Consider the following 20,734-nt stretch of genomic DNA (forward strand, 5'->3'; position numbering starts at 1 on the left):
ACACAAAAAGCTCGCTAAGGCGAGCTTTTTTAAACTAGATTTCACGCTAATGGGGGCTAGGGAAGTTCAAGTTGTTTAAGCCGATGTTGTTGGTAATTTTCCATTTTAAAATAAGCTGTTTTTTGAACCTTATTCGCTACTTAGTTCTTCAAACACCTCTTTGACGATTTTCCGAAAAGACTGAAAGGCGAATTGTTCTTGTAATGGCTTGACACACCATAGATACAAGTCACGGGAGACAGGTTGAATGTGTTTAAGTTCTAATTCATGAATCGAAAATTCGTTTTTAACCACAGTAACTGGAAAGTGGGGGAGTGCCGCGAGATAGCGACCAGACGCTAGCATTCTCATAAACATGTAAGCATCATTGCGGAACACGGCTTTCGTTCTTGCACCATGTATGCCATAGGATGAGAGCATTTCAGTAGTTTGTTGTTCAAAGTAAGTGGCGATTCCCAGACTTAACCAGTCTAGAGACATAAAGTCATCAATCTGAATGTCGCTTCTACTGGCCAGTGGGTGTTGTTGGCCACAAAAAATGCCTATCTTATCTTCTTTCAATAATTCGCTATAAAGGCTGGTGGTATTTCTTTCTGATGATTGCGGGGCAATGACAATATCAAATTGATCATCGAGCAACTCTTCTAACGCAATTGTTGGGTTTAAACAGGTAATCGTTAAAGACACATCTGGGTGTTCTTCAATCATACGATCAATGACTTTGGGCAAAACGCCCATCGCTATAAGGGAACCCGAAGCGATGCGTAAATTTTGTTTAATGCCTAACTTATATCGCGAAACCTGCTCTTGTGCCGCACTAAGACGACGAGTAATGGCTCGGCCTTCTCTGGCTAGCGATTCTCCCACTTGGGTACTGGTCACGCCAAATCGACTGCGAGTAAACAGCTGAGTGCCAGCCTGCATTTCTAAGGTCGCCATAGCTCGGGTCAGAGTAGGCTGAGCCAGGTTAAGTTGTTCTGCTGCGGCCGTAATGGAGCCTTTATCAAGTATGGTGGCTAAATATATGAGGTGTTTGGACTCCATGAAGACATTCTCTTATTCGTCAATGGTTTATTGTATTGTGTTTATTATTGGGAAATTGGCGACACTCATTGAAAATTCTTGATTCGCAAACGGCGCATTTTTGTTTGTCTATTTTATCCTGCATCGCTCTGATGGCTTCGTTTGAATTATCGAATATATGATGCTTTAACAAATTTTGAAACGTTGGCATTGTTTTAATTTCATCGGATACCGTACCTTTTAAAGAGCATATAAGTAAATCTCCACCGAGCTTATTAATACGCTTTATTTCTGATTCCAGCAAAAGTACCCCTGAGGCGTCCATGAAATTAATCCCTTTAGCAACCAATATGAGGTGATTAGGACCTTGCTGTGTGCGGTTAGTGAGCTCCTTTTGAACATAATCGACAGAGCCAAAATACAATGAACCATCGATGCGGATCATTTGGAATTGCGGGCATGTATTTAAGTTATATCGATCAATGTTGCGAATCATTCGATGCTTAGTCGTTTGCAGGGGAGCCACTTCAATGAGTCGTGGACGAGAGGTTCTACGTAGATAAAAGCCTATGGATAAAACAATACCTAAGTAGATGGCGTATTCTAATGGAATAAATAGGGTCGATAAAAATGTGCCAATTAAAATACACGCTTCCGCAGGATTCAGTTTGACCGTGTCGATGATGTGTCTGCTGTCGATTAAATTCCAAGCGATCAGTAAGACACTGCCTGCCATGGCTGGCAAGGGTAAATACGCCGTACTGGATGGAATAAAGCAAATAACTAATGCAACGATAATGGCGGCAAACACTGCAGCTAAAGGACTTGCCGCACCAGCATCATAGTTGGCGCCTGAGCGAGTGAAGGAACCCGAACTGGTATAGCAAGAAAAGAACCCTCCGATCATATTAGACATACCTTGGCCAATAAATTCTTGATTGCCGTCAATGACCTGTTTTGAACGAACTGAAATGGCCCGGGCAATTGAAACCGCTTCAATTAGGCCAAGTAGTGCTACGGCAAAGGCCCCTGAAAACAGGGGCTGTATCCTTGCTAAGGACAGATCTGGAATTGAGATCGGTGGCAAACTCCCCGACATGCTCGTTACCATGGCAACGTTATGATGCTGTGCATTTAACAAAAGACACAGCAGGCTTCCTGTCAGCATTCCAATCAACAAATAGGGTAGCTTGCGATTAATGGTTTTAATCAGTATTGAAGAGATAAAGGTCGTAGCACCGATAGCGAGCGCGTAAAGGTTGGTGTCGCTCAAGGAATGAAGCAAAGTACTAATTTCTTCTACAAAATTTAGGCCCGACGGCAGAGATACGCCTAATAAGTGTTTGATTTGGCTGGTGGCGATGAGGATGGCTGCCCCTGTCGTAAAACCAATGATGACCGTATGTGAAATAAAATTAACCAAAGCCCCTAGTCTTAAGGTGCCGAGGGTGAATTGAATAATGCCGACTAAAAAGCTCAGAGTGACGACTATGGTTAACTGCTCGGTGAGATCACTGTATGCCATTTGATTGACAACAGAAGCGACGACGATGGAAAGGGCGGCAGTGGGGCCAGATATCATATGGAAGGAACTACCAAATAAGGAGGCAATGGCGGCAGACACTATGGCGGTATACAAGCCAAACTCTGGAGGTAATCCGGCAATATAGGCATACGCCACACCTTGTGGAAGGACTAAGACGGCGCCGGTAATGCCTGCCATGAGGTCTTTTTTGAGGTCTGACGTAGTGAGTTGCCGTCCCCAATAAATAAAAGGGAATAAAGCGAGAAGTAGGGATTTTAACATGCGCTTTCCAATTGATTGGCGAAATGGAGGAAACAAGACCGTCCCAAGCTGACAGAAGATAGTAAACAATCAGTTTGTATTCGTAAAATGACAAAAGAGTGCTCTAAATCGACAAAAATGAATATTTAAATATTTCTATGTATTCATTTTTGATTGGTTGGTGTCTTAAATAAGTATTTTACTGATATCAATTTGCAGGTTAGATTGAACATACCTTTAAAAATAATAATCAAGGTTGGAGTTCATAATGCAGAATGTGAAGAAGTTATTGCGCCAAGGTATTAGTACTTTTGGGGTTGTTTGTGTGACATCGTTACTGACAAGTCATGCATTAGCAGCAAAAATAGGTATGGAATCATCTTCTCCTAATAGTCTTTTAGGTATGATACCTCAAGCTATGGCCCCTTTTTGGGCTGAGAGTGGTGTGGACATTCAGTTGTCACTTAATCAAACATTAACTAAGTCCCTTCTTAAAGTCGCTAAAGGCAGTTTAGATTCTGCAGTTGTTCCACCGCCTGCTTTTTCGGCATTGCAAAAAGGCGTAGGGCCTTATGCGAAAATGTCGGATAAAGCCAAAGATTTGTCTCACAATGTACGTGGATTATTCACTATTCCGGGCAGCTATTACCATGCGATAACACGAGCAGATTCAGGCATAACATCTTGGCCAGAAGCTAAGGGAAAGCGCGTATTTATCGGACCACCAGCAGGGGCTGCTAACCAACAAATTATCGCATTAGCAAACGCAGGGGGATTGCCAGAAGGAGAATATGATCCTATAAAGGCCCCATGGGGTGCTGCGACGCAAAGTTATCAAGATGGTCAATTTGACGTCTATGTGGGGACATTTGGTCTCGGTTCTCAAGCGGTTGCAGAGCTAAGTCTGTCTAATGATATTCGTATACTTGGTATCCCTGGTGAAAAAATGGTGCCGCCTAAAGGTACAGGGATGCAGACGGCTGTCATTCCGCCGAAAAGTTACCCAGGCCTAGTGAATGAAAATCCGGTCATTACGTGGCAAACAGTCATGATGATGGCGGTTAAAAAAGACATCTCAGATGATATTGCTTATACCCTGACCAAAGATTATATCGAGAATCGTCTTGCGCTAGCTGAGTCCAATTCAAGCTTTAGAGATCTGCCTGTAACCGATTATTTTGCTGGTGTTAATGCACCTTTGCACCCAGGAGCGGTACGTTATTACCAAGAAATTGGTGTTGATATCCCAGCTGAATTAATGCCGAAGTAATTCTCTTACTTTCCTACTTGTTTGTCATATTAATTAAATGGAGACGCTCGTCTCCATTTAAGGGAGCTTTTTATGTCCTCCTCTCACTTGTCTCTTAAAGCGGTTTCGTTAGTCATAGCGATATTGAGCTTTATCATTTGTATGTATGGGCTGGTCAATGTCCTGCCTGCCATCGGTGATTTTCGAATAGGGCCATTTCCTTTAGTGTCTTTTCGAGCTTCTTTCTTTGCCTTGTGTGTTATTACCATTGCACTTTGTATGCTAGAAAATTATTTCACTGGTAAGGCAAATGTTTTCGTTGCTCTGTTTAGTACCATTTTGATGTTTGGCATGTTGTGGTCTTGTTGGTCCTTCTATCAAATCAGCAGCGAGTTGGACGATGGCATGTTTTTGTTCGGTTCGAATGAGATGTGGATAGCCGTTCTGGCATCGGTAGGCGCTTTATTCTTTTGTTGGCGTATTTGGGGCATTCCCGTTGCTCTGCTGGGCGTTGTCGGGATTTTGTACATGGCAACTGGTCAATATTGGCCTGGACCGCTGCAGACGGTGAGTCATGATGTAAATGAAACCTTAGCTCAGAACCTTTTATACAGTTTGGATACGGGAATTTTAGGTAGCACCTTTGGGATTGTGATCACGACTGTGTTTCCGTTTATTATCCTTGGTGCTTTGCTTGAAGGCGTTGGGGCCGGCGATTCTATGATTCGAATTGCTTTTCACTGGATGCGCAAAACAGCAGGTGGACCTGCTCACGCAGCGGTATTATCGTCTGCTTTGTTCGGGACGGTATCCGGTAGCGCCGTTGGGAACGTGGTGGGAACGGGCGTCATCACTATCCCGATGATTAAACGACGTGGCTTTTCACCCAATTTTGCGGGGGCTGTTGAGGCATCAGCGTCAACGGGGGGGCAGATTATGCCACCAATCATGGGCGCGGCTGCGTTGGTGATGGCCGATTTTGTCGGTGTGAACTACATGACGGTGATTATTGCCGTATTAGTCCCTTCGATCGCTTATTACGCCAGCTTGTTTGCCATGATCGTGTTTGAATCTCGTCGCTTAGACATCAAAGCTGACGATGAGTTTGATGGTGTTGATAAGCCAAACAAACAAGACTATCTCAACTTATTGCTGATCTTTATTCCCCTTGCCATTATTGTCGCATTACTACTGTATGGACTGTCTCCTTCCGGTGCTTCTATCACAGCATTGGCTTGTTTATTTCCATTGAGTTTGATTAATCCAGATATTAGAGAAAAGCCAGTTAAGCTGATAAAAAGCCTATGTGTTGGTGGTAGAACTTTCGCGGGTTTGTTGATGGCGATTGCGGCCGTCAGTATTGTTATTTCGGCTTTATCCGCTACCGGCGTACCCGTTAAATTCAGTGTGTTATTAGCGAGTGTGGTGTCTAACTCTTTGCTGGTTTCATTATTGATAGCGGCTTTTTGTTGCATCGTTCTAGGTATGGGGATGCCAACGTTACCCGCTTATGTGACGGTGGCGACGATTGCTATCCCAGCGATGGAGCAGCTTGGTTTAGCCCCTTTGACGGCCCATATGTTTGTATTTTTTATTGCGGTCGGATCGGCCATCACACCGCCCGTTGCTATTGCCGCTTTTGCCGCTGCGAGTATTTCGAAAGGTGGGCCAATCGGTACTTCTGTTCAGGCGTCTAAAGTCGGCATCATGATTTTTATTATTCCATTCACTTTTGCCTTTAACCCAATGTTGTTAACCGTGGGGGATTCGGGTGTTCCTTTTGACTTAGTTTCTTGGGGTTGGCTACTCATCAAACTGGCAATTGGCATTTTATTAATGGCGACTGCTTTGACTGGTTTTCATAGGCGTAAATTGCATGTATTTGAAATCGTTGCTCGCTTGGTGGCTGCCGTTATGCTGTTCGCCCCGGGGATTTTATGGGATCAAATAGGTATTTCATTAGCCATCTTCTTGTGGGTTTGGCATTTACGTCATGATTTAAAAGTATTGCAGAAATTTAAGGGAGCATAATAATGACGAATATAATATACATAGTCGCAGACGATCTTGGCTACGCCGATTTAGGCTGTTACGGAGGGCGTGAAGCTCAGTTCGGACAAGTCTCGCCAAACATCGATAAGTTAGCCAGTGACGGCATGATGTTTCTAGAGGGCTATGCGAATTCTCCTGTGTGCTCTCCAACCCGCTTTGCACTGATGACAATGGCGTATCAGTATCGTTTGCGAGGTGCTTTAGAAGAACCAATTAATAGCCGAAGTAAGGGGAGTGACACATTAGGTTTGCCGCCACATATTCCTACGCTACCGTCACAATTAAAAAAAGCAGGCTATTACACAGGTTTGATGGGGAAATGGCATCTTGGTTATCCTCCTCATTTTGGGCCTAGAGCATCGGGTTACGATGAGTTCTTTGGCATCATGGCAGGTGGTGTCGATTATTTTTCTCATAAAAGTGGACAAGGTGATCACGATTTATGGATAAATGAAGAAGAACACAAAGAAATTGGTTATTTAACCGATTTGATTTCAGAACATTCTTTAGACTTTATTAATCGTCGAGCAGAAGAGAAATCTGAACAGCCTTTCTTCTTGAGTATTCATTACACAGCGCCTCATTGGCCTTGGGAGACCCGAGATGATGAGCATTTGTCTGAAAAAATGACGACTTTATTCCACCTTGAAGGCGGTAATATCCATACTTACCGAAAAATGATTCATCACATGGATGAAGGTATTGGCCGTATCATGGAAACGTTGGAAAAGCATGGTATGACAGAAGATACACTCATTGTGTTTACCAGTGATAATGGTGGCGAGCGCTTCTCTGATAATTGGCCCTTGGTCGGTGGCAAAATGGACTTAACCGAAGGGGGAATTCGAGTGCCTTGGGTGGTTCGTTGGCCAGGTGTTGTCAAAAAAGGCAGCGTCAGCATGCAGCACTGTATGACGATGGATTGGTCTCGAACTTTGCTTGAAGCTGGGAATGGTGTGTTTAGCCCTGATTATCCTGTGGACGGGGTGTCGCTCATGCCAGTGCTTAAAGGGGAAACGGAACGTTTTGAACGCCCTTTATATTGGCGTATGAAACATCGAGGACAAAGAGCATTGCGCCTAGACGATTGGAAATACTTAAAAGTCGATGAGCATGAGTATCTATTTAATATAACCAATGATGCCCGTGAACGAGCGAATCTTGCGAAACGATATCCGGATAAACTCGCAGACATGAGGCAGCGATGGTTGGATTGGAATGAAACTATGCCGCAAATACCAGACGATGCGACAGTCAGTTTAGGCTACAGCGTAGCGGATATGCCGCAACGTTAAGTAACCTGTTATCCAGTTGTGCCTTTAGCCAATCTCTCATCCTTGAAGATTGGCTTTTTTTATTTTTAGGCGCACAAGATGTTAGCTATTTGTTATCTTTTTTAATGGGCGTAGGATGGATTTAGTCACCTATTCTGAGGATCTTAATGATATGGCAGGTAATCAACATGTTTTGCTGACACCGCAACAAATGACTCAAGCGGATCAGGCTGCTGTCGTCGCAGGGGTGCCGGCTTTTACATTAATGACCACCGCAGGCAACGCAGTAGTTGAGGCCATTATTGGGCGATGGTCAAAGCGTCCTACTTTGGTGATGGCAGGTCCTGGCAATAATGGTGGCGACGGCTTTGTGATTGCTCAGGCGTTGTTACAGCATGGCTGGCCTGTGACATTGGCTTTTTCGGGGCAAATTGACCGTATGTCTAAGGAAGCTCAAGCCCATGCTAAGGCATGGCAGGGGGAATGGCAGACCTTGTTACCAAAACGGCTAGAAAATGCAGAGTTAGTGGTTGATGCTTTGTTTGGTGCAGGCTTGTCGCGGCCAATAGACGGTGTTGCCTATGCGATGTTGGAAGCCGTTGTTCAGTCAGGTTTGCCTGTTTGTGCGGTAGATGTTCCGAGTGGTGTAGATGGTACAACGGGCGTGGTGCTTGGTAAGGTTGCTCCTGCAGAGTTAACGGTGACCTTCTTTCGTAAAAAGCCGGGTCATTTATTATTCCCTGGCCGTGATTTGTGCGGCGAACTTATTGTTGCTGATATTGGTATTCCTGAGACGGTACTGGACGAGCTGAATCTGAACACGTGGGAAAACCATCTTGATCTATGGCTAAAAGACTACCCTTGGCCTCAGCAAAATGGTCATAAATTTCATCGCGGTCATGTGCTTATTTATGGTGGTCAATGGATGACAGGTGCCAGTCGCCTAAGTGCCAGAGCGGCACAGCGTATCGGGGCGGGGCTGGTTTCATTGGCGGTGCCGGAGATGAGCTGGTCAGTCTATGCTTCTTCTATGTTGTCAGTGATGGTAAAACCTTTGGAAACACAGCAACCTGAGCACGCGTTTCAGCAGGTGCTGAACGACCCTCGTTTTAATGTCGTGGTGATTGGTCCTGGTGCAGGGTTAGAAGGAAACGACAAGAACCGTGTTAAACATGCCGTGCTAGAAACATTAAAATGTGCTCGAGCTTGTGTCTTGGATGCGGATGCATTGACCGCCTTTTCAGAACAGCCAGAAGCATTGTTTAGCGCCATTCATGGTTCTTGTGTCCTGACACCTCATGAAGGAGAGTTTGCGCGCTTGTTCCCTCACCTTTCTGAACAATCAGGAAAGGATAAATTCACTAGAGCCAAACAAGCAGCGCATGAGAGTGGGGCTATCATCTTGTTAAAAGGCGCGGACACCATTATTGCATCACCGGATGGTCGAGCGATTATTAACGCGAATGCGCCAGCTGAACTCGCCACAGGCGGAGCAGGAGATGTGCTTGCCGGATTCATTGCGGGTTTGATCGCACAAGGTATGACGCCGTTTTATGCGACCGCAGCAGCGGTTTGGTTGCATGGCGAAGTGGCAAATGAGGTAGGTGCTGGGCTGATTGCCGAAGATTTACCGGACCATCTTCCGCAAGTATTGTCTGCTATTCATAAACAATATTTCCCATCAAAAAAGTAAGATTAATAAAAAGGCCCTGCCTTGTTAACGAGATGTTAAGCGTTAGCAAGGCAGGGCCTTTTTTGTTTAGTTATTCCGCTTTTTGATTTATCAACTCACCATTTTGTGGGGATCGATAACGAATTTCTTCGCAGCGCCGCCATCGAAATCAGCATAACCTTGTGGCGCTTGATCCAGTGAAATCATTTGTACATTCACCGCTTTTGCAATGTCGATCTTATCAAACAAGATAGCTTGCATCAGTGCTCGGTGGTATTTCATTACCGGACATTGGCCGGTATGAAGGGAATGAGATTTTGCCCAGCCTAGACCAAAGCGCATGCTTAGGCTACCTTGTTTAGCGGCTTCGTCTGTGGCGCCTGGATCTTCTGTGACATACAAGCCCGGAATACCAATTTGCCCACCAGCGCGTGTCATTTGCATGGCGGAATTCAAGACAACCGCAGGGGATTCTTGATGGTGATTACAGCCACAAGCATGGGCTTCAAACCCTACGCAATCCACAAAGGCATCCACTTCTCGGTCACCTAGTATTGCTTCGATTTTATCTTGCATGTCACCATCTTGAGTAAGATCGATGGTTTCACAACCAAAAGAGCGTGCTTGGTTAAGACGGTCTTCCACCATGTCGCCGACAATGACACAAGCTGCACCAAGTAAATGAGCCGATGCTGCAGCGGCCAAACCAACCGGGCCAGCACCGGCGATGTAAACAGTAGAACCTGGCCCAACGCCCGCGGTAACGCAGCCGTGGAATCCCGTTGGGAAAATATCAGACAGCAGTGTGAGGCTTTGGATTTTTTCACGAGCTTGATCGGCGTCGGGGAATTTGAGCAAGTTGAAATCCGCATAGGGCACCATGACATAGTCGGCTTGTCCACCAACCCAACCGCCCATGTCTACGTAACCATACGCCGCGCCAGGGCGAGCTGGGTTGACGTTCAAGCAAATGCCAGTTTTGCCTTCTTTGCAATTACGGCAGCGACCGCAGGCAATGTTAAAAGGCACAGAAACTAAATCTCCCACTTTGATGAATTCCACATCGCGGCCACATTCGATCACTTCACCAGTGATTTCATGGCCGAGTACCAAGCCTTTTGGTGCCGTCGTTCGACCTCGAACCATGTGTTGATCACTACCGCAGATGTTAGTCGTAACCACTTTTAGAATGACACCATGGTTACAACGACGTTTGCCAATGGCCAATTCAGGAAAGGGGATAGCTTCGACGTTGACCGTGCCGTTGCCTTGATAAATAACGCCTCTGTTTGCGTGATTATGCATGTGAGCATCCTTTTTCGGTTGTTATTTTTGTTCACGACTGGTTATTTTGTCACCAGCGAAAAAAAGAATAGGTCTTTGTACGACAACAATGCAATCTGGAAACGACTAGGAAAACTAGCCGTTAGGAGACTGTCGTCGTCGGTATATATCTCTGATTTCAGGAAAAAACGCTGGAGGCCGCGTTAATTATAGGATTGGCTATTTTGTTTCATTCTTTGCTGGGCTAATGATTCTATTTGAAAGATGGCTATGTGTGATAAAAAGGCGTGTTGAGAACACCAAGATACTCAACATTGGATGCTATCCCGATGAGAATAACGCAACTTAGAGCATGGCCAGTTTCTGTCATTATGGATTAACGGTCTTATCTTTTAAAAAGCACCATAGGGGGAACCTTCCAGAGTATCAATAAGGAGATTAAACAAATACCGGCAGAGGCAAACAGGCCTAAACTCAAGGTGTCTAATAAAACCTGTTGCGCAAGGTCGATTGGTAATTCATTTGACGCTGAGTGGCTTGTTTGTATCAGAATATTGGGGTTGCTTAACTCAGTGATATGTTGCGGTTGATCTGCATTTATTAGCGTTTTTTCTAAGTTCTGCTTATAGAGAAAATTAATAAAGGATCCGGTGACGGCCGTGCCCAACATACCACCAAGCGAAGAGATTAGCGAGGCATCAGGTGATGAAGTGGCATCCGGTCAAGTGTTATTTGTGATTGGTTAGGTCGATATTTTTAAGGCTTTTTATGTTTAACACAGTACTAATAGCGAACCGAGGCGAGATTGTGTTAAGGGGGTTGCGGGTTTGTAAGGCGCGGTGTATTCAACGGACGATGTTGAGTTGGCGATGCCATGGCATTAGAGCGGGTAGGGGTTGGCATGCGCCAAGGTGAAGCTACGTTTTATGCAAAAGTGAATGCCGCTTTAATAGTCATGGAAAACGATGGCACCCTAGATAATATTTCGGACACATGTGTACAAGGTTGAGTTTAGTAGAAGATTCTCGGAATAGGAACGTAATTTTATTAAGACAGCTTAAGTAGCCAGTGTAGTGGTTAAGAATAAGTGTTAATTAACACATCCAGCATTGCGGCGGCAGCGATGGATAAGTTAGACCTAGGCTGGCAAATCACGCCAACGCGGCGGCGAATTTCAGGTTCTATCACAGTGCGGCAGATTGCACCTTGCTCTATGGCTTGTTGTCGGCACAGTGCGGGTACCACGGCGACGCCCATGCCTTCGCTGACCATACGTCCCACCGTAGCAAGTTGGTGAGCATCAAACGCCACATTGAGTTCGATGCCTGCTTCATGGAGTGTGCTTTCTATCATGGCACGAACACTGGAAGGGCGCTGCAAGGTAATAAAATCGTATTCTAATAGGGCGCGCCAAGAAATGGTCTCTTGCCCTTCTAACGGGTGGCCTTTTGGTATTATCGCGATAAACCTGTCTTCATAAAGAGGGTGAAAAGACAAATCTATTAGGTTGCTTGGTTCGAAGGATATGCCCAACTCAACTTGGTTATTGCGCACCATTTCGACGACGACATCTGATAATACATCGTCGATGGCGACCTGAATATTTGGGTATGAAGCGTGATAATTGCGAATGGCTTTTGGCAGCAACGACGCCGCAAAAGAGGGCATGGAAGCAATGGTGATTTTGCCCAATTGTAATGCGAAGCGTTGCTTCATCTCATCTTCGGCGTTTTCCCATTGTGCTAATAACCGCCTTGCTATTGGCATTAAGGCTTCTCCCTCAGGCGTTAGCGCAATATGGCGAGTTGTTCGAGTCAGCAATTTTCCACCTAAATTATCTTCTAGGCTTTTAATAGATAAACTCAATGCTGGTTGTGACAAGTGTAATTGTGTCGCGGCGCTGGCAAAGCTCATGGTTTGTGCAACGGCTAAGAAAGCTCTAACTTGTTTGATGTTCATCTAAGGTCTCTGTATGAATGCTATGGCATTGAAAAGTGATGCTTTATATTTAATATTCTTATTAATAAATAGAAAAAACAAATTTAATTAATTTATCTTGTTGGGTCAAACTGAACGGAATTTAAAAATAATAAGATGGAGATTTCTAATGGCCGGTTTTGATAAGGTTGTGGCTTCTTATGAAGAAGCGATGGCAGGTCTGCAAGATGATATGACTGTACTGGCGGGCGGCTTTGGCCTGTGTGGTATTCCTGAGAACTTAATTGCCGAGATTAAACGCAAAGGCAGTAAAGGTTTGACGGTTGTATCGAACAATTGTGGCGTGGATGGTTTTGGCTTAGGTGTTTTGCTAGAAGATAAGCAAATCCGCAAAATGGTCTCGTCTTATGTTGGCGAAAATGCTCTGTTTGAAAAGCAGCTATTAGATGGTGAACTTGAAGTAGAACTGACACCTCAAGGTACGCTGGCAGAAAAAATGCGCGCTGGTGGTGCCGGAATTCCCGCGTTTTATACGGCAACAGGAGTCGGCACTCCTGTTGCCGAAGGCAAAGAAACAAAACAATTCAATGGTCGCGAATATTTACTAGAAGAAGCCATTGTCGGCGATTTTGCCATCGTTAAAGGCTGGAAAGCCGATCGATACGGTAATGTGATTTACCGTCATACCGCTCAAAACTTCAACCCTCTGGCCGCAACCGCAGGCAAGATAACGGTCGTCGAAGTCGAAGAAATTGTCGACGTTGGCGAATTAGATCCTACGCATATTCACACCCCTGGTATTTATGTCGATCGAGTCGTGCTTGGTAGCTTTGAAAAACGCATCGAAAAAAGAACCGTTAAGACCGCCGAATAAGACAACAGAATAAGAAAAAGAGGTTTCCTATGTCACTGACCAGAGAACAAATGGCACAACGTGTTGCCCAAGAGTTACAGGATGGCTTTTACGTTAATCTTGGGATTGGTATTCCTACCCTAGTCGCCAACTTTGTCCCGAATAACATGAGCGTTATGCTGCAATCTGAAAATGGTTTGCTTGGTATGGGCGAGTTTCCTACCGAAGACACCATTGATGCGGACATGATCAACGCAGGTAAACAAACCGTGACAACCGTGAAAGGGGCGTCGATTTTTTCCTCTGCTGAATCCTTTGCCATGATCCGAGGCGGTCATGTGGATTTAACCGTTTTGGGCGCCTTTGAAGTCGATGTGAACGGTAATATCGCGTCGTGGATGATTCCCAATAAACTGATCAAAGGCATGGGCGGAGCGATGGATTTGGTAGCCGGTGCAGAGAATATTATTGTCACCATGACGCATGCGTCTAAAAATGGCGATTCAAAGCTACTTTCTGATTGTTCTTTGCCATTAACGGGGAAAGGCTGCATTAAGAAGGTGTTGACCGATTTGGCTTGGCTAGAAATTGAAGAGGGTGCCTTTATCTTGAAAGAAAGAGCACCAGGTGTTTCCGTTGAAGAGATTATTGAAAAAACTCAAGGTAAATTGATCGTACCGGATGATGTGCCGGAAATGATTTTTTCTTAGAGTTGAATTACAAATAATAATTATAGGAGCTTCTATGAAAGCTGTAATCGTTGCTGCTGCAAGAACCCCGATCGGTGCTTTTAATGGTGCGTTATCAGCGCTCAGTGCTGTGCAGCTGGGGACACAATTATTGTCTGGCATGCTGGCTAAACAACCGATGTTCAAAGACCAGATCGATGAAGTGATTTTAGGTCAAGTACTGACCGCAGGGTGTGGTCAAAACCCTGCTCGTCAAACCGCGGTTCATTCTGGACTACCAAAGCATGTATCAGCGATGACGATCAATAAAGTATGTGGCTCTGGATTAAAGGCCGTGCAACTTGCTGCGCAAGCCGTACTAAATGGCGATGCCAACATGGTTGTCGCTGGTGGGCAAGAAAGCATGAGTCAAGCCGCGCATGTGTTACCAAACAGTCGCTCAGGTAAAAAAATGGGCAACTGGGAATTGTTAGATTCCATGGTAACGGATGGATTGTGGGATGCGTTCAATGATTATCACATGGGACAAACCGCTGAAAACATCGCTAAACGTTGGGATATTAGCCGCCAAGAGCAGGATGATTTTGCGGTGCATTCCCAACAAAAAGCCAGTCAGGCGCAAACAACAGGACGGTTTGTTGAAGAGATCTTGCCGGTTTCGATTCCTCAGCGTAAAAGCGAGCCTGTCATTGTTGAGGCGGATGAGCAAATTCGCCCTTCAACCAGTACCGAGTCATTAGCCAAACTGCGTCCCGCGTTTGCTAAAGACGGCACAGTGACTGCTGGTAACGCATCGACTTTGAATGACGGTGCCGCCATGGTCATTGTGACTTCAGATGTGGAAGCGAAACGTTTAGGTTTACCCGTGTTAGCGGTCATTGAAGCGGCAAGTGCCGTGGGTGTCGACCCTGAAATTATGGGGACTGGCCCGATTGCCGCTACCCAAAAAGTACTGAATAAAGCAAATTGGCAAGTAGCGGATTTGGATTTGGTTGAAGCCAATGAAGCGTTCGCGGTTCAAGCGCTTTGTGTCAATAAAGAGCTTGGTTTAGACCGCAATAAAGTTAACGTGAATGGTGGTGCCGTGGCGCTCGGACACCCTATTGGAGCATCAGGTTGCCGAGTTTTGGTGACCTTGCTTCATGAAATGCAGCGCCAAAACCTTAAAAAGGGGCTTGCTACCTTATGCATTGGCGGCGGAATGGGTGTCGCTATGTTGGTATCTCGTTAAAAGGTTTTGTACTAGATAAAGCAATAAAAACACGTAATAAAGTGGCATAGCAGAAAGGGGACTCTTATAGAGATTCCCCTTTCTGCTTTCGCTGTTACGTCCAATAAAAAATATAAAAAACAGGAAAGATAGATGAATACTCTCGAACAAAAAAAGACCGCTTTACAAAGCGTTAGTCAATTCTTTGTGACACTTTTACAGCGTTACTTACCTGATCCTTTCATTTTCGCCATCGTTTTAACGATTGTGGTGTTTTTGTTTGTTATGCCGAGTACAGGGCAAGGGCCAATGCAAGTGGTCAATGCGTGGGCGGGTGGTTTTTGGAACTTACTGAGTTTTTCGATGCAGATGGCGATGGTCGTTGTAACGGGCCATGCAATGGCCAGTGCGCCTGCTTTTAAGCGTAAGTTAGCGATGTTGGCAGGAGCAGCAAAAACGCCGGGGCAAGCCATTATCTTAGTAACCGTAATCAGTGCTATGGCCTGTTGGGTGAATTGGGGCTTTGGTTTGGTTGTAGGTGCTATCTTTGCTCGTGAAATTGCAGCACGAGTGAAAGGGGTCGATTATCGTTTGCTAATCGCTTCAGCGTACAGTGGCTTCTTATTTTGGCATGGTGGACTATCGGGTTCCGTTCCATTGTCTATTGCCGGTGGGAAAAATATTGAAGCGGTAACAAATGGTGCCGTGACGGCTGCTATCCCAACGTCGGACACCATTTTCTCTACGATGAATCTGACGATTCTGGCGGTTATGTTTGTTTCTATTCCGCTGTTAAATCGTTTGATGCACCCAGCTCCACAAGACACCATTACGATTGATGCTGAACTGTTGGAAGAGACAGAAGATGAGGTGACAGAAAAGAGCAAAATGACACCCGCAGAGCGCCTAGAAAATAGTCGTACTTTGTCATGGATTCTGGGTGTCATGGGTTTTGCCTATATTATTTATTACTTTGTTACTAACGGCTTTGCGCTTAATTTGAACATTGTTAATTTCACCTTCTTGTTCTCCGCTATCTTGTTGCATGGCACACCTAAGAGTTTGCTGAATTCGATTTCTCAAGGGGCGCGTAACTGTTCTGGTATTTTACTGCAGTTCCCTTTCTATGCAGGCATCATGGGCATGATGACGGCAACCGGTGATTCTGGCGCTTCGTTAGCCGGTGTTATTTCACAGGCATTCGTGTCCATCTCTAATGAAACCACTTTCCCTCTGTTCACCTTTTTGAGTGCGGGTATTGTTAACTTCTTCGTGCCTTCTGGTGGCGGTCAGTGGGCAGTACAAGCGCCTATTATGATGCCTGCTGGTGCTGCGCTTGGGGTAGATGCCGCGAAAACGGCGATGGCAATTGCTTGGGGTGACGCGTGGACCAACATGATCCAACCGTTCTGGGCCTTACCTGCATTGGCGATTGCTGGGCTTGGTGCAAAGGATGTTATGGGGTATTGCTTGATGGCATTAATCGGTTCTGGTGTGATTATTTCATTCGTCTTCTTAATTTTCTAAGGGCATAGCCGATTTAACCTCAAGTTAGTATTTGATTGAAAAACCACTGTTTGGATCCTCCAAACAGTGGTTTTTTGTTTTAAGATGGCTAATGTCTTGGTGGTTATAGATGTTATGCTTAGGCGTATTCCAATTAGGTTCGACTTATAATGGCGGCTGTTTTTAGATTTTAATGGTTTATATATGTTACCGAGGTTCAAAATTGTGCGCAGATTAAACAAGGCATTTAGTCTTAAGTTGTGGCTGGCGAGCCTGTTTTTAATGTCTAGTGTGCAAGCCAATGCCATTGAAAATTTTGTCTCTGCAACACTAGATAATGATGTATTCGTTGGTAAAGATAACGGCTACACCAATGGTATTTATTTTTCTTTTTATAATGTTGCAAGCCGTTTAAATCCCAGCTTATTAGTTCGTCCATTGCTGTGGAGTATGCCAAATGGGCGTGTTTATAATACGATCAATGTTAATAGTATTGGTCAAACATTAACGACCGCAGAAGACATCACTCAAGAAATTCCACCGGATAACTCTTTACCTTATTCTGGCTTGCTTAAGTACACCAATGCTTATGTCACGGTGGGTCCCTATTATGCGGATTGGGTTAGTACATCTTTAGGCATCGTTGGACCTGCTGCAAAAGGGGAGCAGACGCAAAATGGTGTTCACAGAGCCATTGGGGTGAAAGAAGCGCAAGGTTGGGATACTCAATTAAAGAATGAAGTCGTATTTGGCTTTTCTCGTGGGCGTGCTTGGCGAGTGCTTGCAACAAGCTCTGATACCATGGATTTGCTGGTTGGTGGTCAGGTAAGTCTTGGTACCATTACGAGCGGACTAAATGCTGGGGTGATGCTGCGTGTCGGTCAAAACCTTCAGGATTCTTATGCCACGGTTTTATTAGCAAACTCTAGAGCATCTAATCCTATTGGGGTGAATAATAGTTGGTTTATTTATGCTGGTTTGTCCAGCAACTATATTTACAATCAAATATTTACGGATGGAAATACCTTTCGAGATAGCCGCTCAATAGATTACGATCATAATTACAATACCTTTACCGCTGGGATTACCTACTCTGTGGGAGGGCATGGGGCACTAACGTTTGCTTATAACTCGTCTTTTTCCGAAGAGGAAACGGAAAGCAGTCGTCAAACTGAAAAGCTGAGCCGTTATGGAACCTTAACGCTTGCTTGGCAAATTTAGTTTTTGATCCGGTGCGTCGAACGACTAAAGGCCATAAAGATAATAAGAACCACTATTCGAAAACGGTCGGGTAGCGGTTTTTTCGATAATGCGAATTGCGTTCAATACTGAGAACCCCCTTCGCTCATCCTGAAAAGTCACTTTCCTTACACAAAGACCGATTTATTTCAAAATTCCCCTAAAACTGTTGTTTAACTTCCACATTGTTATATCTCTTGTTTAGCTTAAGTTGAATTCGTTCAAATTATAATAATTGGTAATTTAGAATCCGTTACCAATGTAGGTTAAAAATGAAAAAAATTAAAAATATCAGTCTGGATGATGCAAGTCGTTTGACTGTCGAAAGGGCCATTGAGCCAATGAAAATATCCTTAACAATCCGACAATTGATGCTGTGCTTGTCGGTTTTGAGTGCCATTCCAGCGCAAGCTGAGAGTCACTGGATGTCAGCGACATTGGATAATGATTTCTTTGTTAATGAAGACAATGGCTATACCAATGGCATTTATGTCTCGCTTTATGATGTTTACGATGACGTTATGGCGCTGCCAAAGCCCGATGCTTGGGTTATGCCACTGGCGTGGAGTTTGTCACATGAAAATATAGGTCAAGCGGTTAACGTCTATAGCTTTGGGCAATCATTAACGACCCCTTCAGATCTCACTGTCACGAATCCATCAGAAGATTCTTTGCCGTATTCAGGGCTGATTAGTTTTACCAATACCTACATATCGGTAGGTCCAGATTATGCGGATAAAGTGAGTACCACTTTAGGCGTTGTCGGACCCATTGCCTTGGGCAAACAAACTCAGAAAACCATACATAAAATCATTTCAGCTCAAGAGCCGATGGGGTGGGATACGCAATTGAAGAATGAGTTTGTTTTTCAATTTTCGCGAGGGAGAACTTGGCGTTCTTGGGTCTCAGACAGCAATAACATGGATATACTAACGGGTATTGAAGGGGGCATAGGAACGCTTAAAAGTGAGGTCGGTGCTGGTTTTATGTTGCGTTATGGGCGTAACTTGCATGACTCTTTTCCGAGTGTTTTACTGGCAGAGACTCGAGTATCGAATCCATTAGCGGTCAATTATGGTTGGTTTGTGTATGCTGGGCTGGAGTTTGATTACACCTTTAATCAAATATTCACAGACGGCAATACTTTTCGGAATAGTCGGTCTATAGATTATGACCACAACAACAATATGTTTACATCAGGTCTAACCTACGCTTGGAAAGAGGCTTCTTTATCCTTTGCCATCAATTCACCATTTAGTCTAAACGGCCGTAAAAATGCGCGTGAAATGGATAAGTTGACGCAGTATGGTACGTTAACCTTTGCTTGGCAGTTATAGAATTAACGCGTTTCATAAAAAACCTCCTGTATTTATTACCTTAATACAGGAGGTTTTTGTGTCACTGATACTCGCCTTATACCAAAGAGGCTAAATACGCTTCCCATTCAGATGGCTTACCGTAGTATGAACTGTGAGGTAAGCGAACGAACTGGTCATCTTTTTCCATGATCAAGGTCGGAAAACCGCTTATCTGTAACTGTCCCATCAGCTTTTGGCTTTCTTGGATCTCTTTCATCAAAAAAGGTTTTGCTCCTGCCATATTGGCAGCCCAAATCGCTTCATTGAGCCCTAATGTCGCCGCTAAAGTTTGCAAATTGCCAGCTTTGTCTAATTCTTTGCCATCTTGGTAATGCGCTTCTTGAATCGTTTTCAGCATCAAATGTGGTTCAATGCCCATCTCAATACCAACCAAAAAGGCTTGGGTTGGTAAGTATGAGTCAAGAACAAACTCGCCATTGTTTGCTACTCTCGCCTTGTAAGCTTCGCCAAAGTGGGCTTTGGTCATAGCGGCAATCTGACTATCAGCCTGCAGAATGTGCTGTCTGAAAGACGGATCAATCGCGCGTTTCGGAATCATGCCACCTGGGTGGTAATGAATTTCGAAATCAGGTATCTCTGCTAGGATTTCAATTAACGATGTTGCTCCGTAACACCAACCACACATTGGGTCGAAAAAATAATGTACTTTTACCATTTCATTTCACCTTTATGGACTTTCGCTGCGATGTTTAGGTTCAAAGCACCTTGTGCATTTGGGTATTTCGCTGTCATTGTTTTAATAAATTCTGCACTGTCTTTGCTGTCCATTTTTGCTTGTTGGAAGGCATTGATGTAGTCAAGAGAATACGTAATGTTATCAGCCGTTAATGCTGTGCCTTTTACCATATGACCAGGAACAACCGTTGTTGGTTTAAGTGCAAGCATTTCTTTCAATTGTGCTTTCCAAGCTTCTTGAGACTCATCCGATTGGGCATCGGCCATCCACAAGTGCATGTTTCCGAAGATCGCTACGTTACCCAAAATCGCTTTATTTGATGGGATCCAAAGGTAAGGGCGGTGGGCTAACACACCTTCCGTACCACGAATCTCAATGGTTTGACCATCAATCGTCAAAGTAGATTGAGTGTAAGCGGTAGGGGCGATAGGTGCGACCGGCGCGTTTGCGCCCATTTGAGGGCCCCAATAAGCCAATTTACCTGCCATTTTTTCTTCAATAACTTTTTTTACTGCAGGCGTTGTAATGATGTCTGCTTTTGGAAAAATGTTGTGCAGTGTTTCCGCACCGAAGTAATAATCAGGATCTGCTTGGCTAATAAAAATGGTTTTGAGTTCTTTTTTAGAATCCAATACTTTAGCGGCAATGCGCAACGCATCTGCTTTAGTAAAGCCGGCATCAATCACCATGGCTTCTGTTTCACCGTATACCAGGGTTGAGTTAACACTAAAGCTGCTAGGAGCTGCATTATAAACATCGAGTGTTAAAGGTTTATTGTCTGCAGCAAAAGCAGAATGAGCGATAAGAGCAGAAGCCGCCAATGTAATCAATTTTTTCATGTTGTCTCTCCAAAGAGCTAATGTTTAATTCATGTGGTCATAATAGAGAATTGACGTGCTCGGAA

At 44.5% G+C, this 20,734-nt stretch carries 17 protein-coding genes; 11 read left to right on the forward strand and 6 right to left on the reverse strand.

The features are described from left to right. Positions 1–129: 129 nt before the first annotated feature. Positions 130–1,044: a LysR family transcriptional regulator gene (locus OA79_RS04890; protein WP_063332099.1), complete on the reverse strand. Its 915-nt coding sequence runs from the start codon at positions 1,042–1,044 to the stop codon at positions 130–132. Positions 1,045–1,063: 19 nt separating this feature from the next. Then, positions 1,064–2,830, reverse strand: coding sequence for a SulP family inorganic anion transporter (locus tag OA79_RS04895; RefSeq protein ID WP_063332100.1), 1,767 nt, complete (start codon positions 2,828–2,830; stop codon positions 1,064–1,066). A gap of 247 nt (positions 2,831–3,077) precedes the next feature. Here OA79_RS04895 and OA79_RS04900 point away from each other — a divergent pair, with 247 nt between their 5' ends. The 4 genes from OA79_RS04900 (at position 3,078) to OA79_RS04915 (ending at position 9,077) form a co-directional block, all read left to right on the forward strand. Next, positions 3,078–4,079: a TAXI family TRAP transporter solute-binding subunit gene (locus OA79_RS04900; RefSeq protein WP_063332101.1), complete on the forward strand. Its 1,002-nt coding sequence runs from the start codon at positions 3,078–3,080 to the stop codon at positions 4,077–4,079. A gap of 72 nt (positions 4,080–4,151) precedes the next feature. Then, positions 4,152–6,089 (forward strand): TRAP transporter permease, encoded by a 1,938-nt coding sequence (locus tag OA79_RS04905; protein ID WP_063332102.1) that lies wholly within the window; start codon positions 4,152–4,154, stop codon positions 6,087–6,089. Between the two features lie 2 nt (positions 6,090–6,091). Then, positions 6,092–7,405 carry a sulfatase family protein gene (locus OA79_RS04910; protein ID WP_063332103.1) on the forward strand — a complete coding sequence of 438 codons (1,314 nt, stop codon included), beginning with the start codon at positions 6,092–6,094 and terminating at the stop codon, positions 7,403–7,405. A 151-nt stretch (positions 7,406–7,556) separates the two neighbouring features. After that, positions 7,557–9,077 carry a bifunctional ADP-dependent NAD(P)H-hydrate dehydratase/NAD(P)H-hydrate epimerase gene (locus OA79_RS04915; protein WP_063332196.1) on the forward strand — a complete coding sequence of 507 codons (1,521 nt, stop codon included), beginning with the start codon at positions 7,557–7,559 and terminating at the stop codon, positions 9,075–9,077. A 90-nt stretch (positions 9,078–9,167) separates the two neighbouring features. Here the strand turns inward: OA79_RS04915 and fdhA are convergent, their stop codons facing one another. Beyond that, on the reverse strand, positions 9,168–10,361 hold the full coding sequence (gene fdhA, locus OA79_RS04920; protein ID WP_063332104.1) for a formaldehyde dehydrogenase, glutathione-independent: 1,194 nt from the start codon (positions 10,359–10,361) through the stop codon (positions 9,168–9,170). 853 nt (positions 10,362–11,214) lie between these two features. Here fdhA and OA79_RS18535 point away from each other — a divergent pair. Next, a complete protein-coding gene (locus OA79_RS18535; protein WP_269447819.1) occupies positions 11,215–11,349 on the forward strand; it encodes a hypothetical protein in 135 nt (44 codons plus the stop codon). A 68-nt stretch (positions 11,350–11,417) separates the two neighbouring features. Here OA79_RS18535 and OA79_RS04930 read toward each other — a convergent pair whose 3' ends face one another. After that, on the reverse strand, positions 11,418–12,299 hold the full coding sequence (locus tag OA79_RS04930) for a LysR family transcriptional regulator (RefSeq protein WP_063332106.1): 882 nt from the start codon (positions 12,297–12,299) through the stop codon (positions 11,418–11,420). Between the two features lie 148 nt (positions 12,300–12,447). Here OA79_RS04930 and OA79_RS04935 point away from each other — a divergent pair, with 148 nt between their 5' ends. The 6 genes from OA79_RS04935 (at position 12,448) to OA79_RS04960 (ending at position 19,112) form a co-directional block, all read left to right on the forward strand. Next, the gene (locus OA79_RS04935; RefSeq protein WP_063332107.1) at positions 12,448–13,152 is read left to right on the forward strand and encodes a CoA transferase subunit A; all 705 of its coding nucleotides are present in this window, start codon (positions 12,448–12,450) and stop codon (positions 13,150–13,152) included. 29 nt (positions 13,153–13,181) lie between these two features. After that, positions 13,182–13,841, forward strand: a complete 660-nt coding sequence (locus OA79_RS04940) for a 3-oxoacid CoA-transferase subunit B (RefSeq protein WP_063332108.1) — start codon at positions 13,182–13,184, stop codon at positions 13,839–13,841. Between the two features lie 34 nt (positions 13,842–13,875). Then, positions 13,876–15,051, forward strand: coding sequence for an acetyl-CoA C-acetyltransferase (locus OA79_RS04945; protein WP_063332109.1), 1,176 nt, complete (start codon positions 13,876–13,878; stop codon positions 15,049–15,051). A 132-nt stretch (positions 15,052–15,183) separates the two neighbouring features. Further along, positions 15,184–16,557: a short-chain fatty acid transporter gene (locus tag OA79_RS04950; RefSeq protein ID WP_063332110.1), complete on the forward strand. Its 1,374-nt coding sequence runs from the start codon at positions 15,184–15,186 to the stop codon at positions 16,555–16,557. Between the two features lie 204 nt (positions 16,558–16,761). Further along, positions 16,762–17,757 carry a lipid A deacylase LpxR family protein gene (locus OA79_RS04955; protein WP_231908802.1) on the forward strand — a complete coding sequence of 332 codons (996 nt, stop codon included), beginning with the start codon at positions 16,762–16,764 and terminating at the stop codon, positions 17,755–17,757. Between the two features lie 290 nt (positions 17,758–18,047). Beyond that, positions 18,048–19,112 carry a lipid A deacylase LpxR family protein gene (locus tag OA79_RS04960; protein ID WP_063332111.1) on the forward strand — a complete coding sequence of 355 codons (1,065 nt, stop codon included), beginning with the start codon at positions 18,048–18,050 and terminating at the stop codon, positions 19,110–19,112. Between the two features lie 76 nt (positions 19,113–19,188). Here OA79_RS04960 and OA79_RS04965 read toward each other — a convergent pair whose 3' ends face one another. Both OA79_RS04965 and OA79_RS04970 read right to left on the reverse strand, forming a co-directional pair. Continuing rightward, complete coding sequence (locus OA79_RS04965) at positions 19,189–19,809, reverse strand: DsbA family protein (protein WP_063332112.1); 621 nt, start codon at positions 19,807–19,809, stop codon at positions 19,189–19,191. Then, complete coding sequence (locus tag OA79_RS04970; RefSeq protein ID WP_063332113.1) at positions 19,803–20,669, reverse strand: MBL fold metallo-hydrolase; 867 nt, start codon at positions 20,667–20,669, stop codon at positions 19,803–19,805. The genes OA79_RS04965 and OA79_RS04970 overlap by 7 nt, the downstream gene beginning before the upstream one ends. Positions 20,670–20,734 lie beyond the last annotated feature (65 nt).

The organism is Marinomonas sp. TW1, assembly GCF_001625355.1.
GTDB lineage: Bacteria > Pseudomonadota > Gammaproteobacteria > Pseudomonadales > Marinomonadaceae > Marinomonas.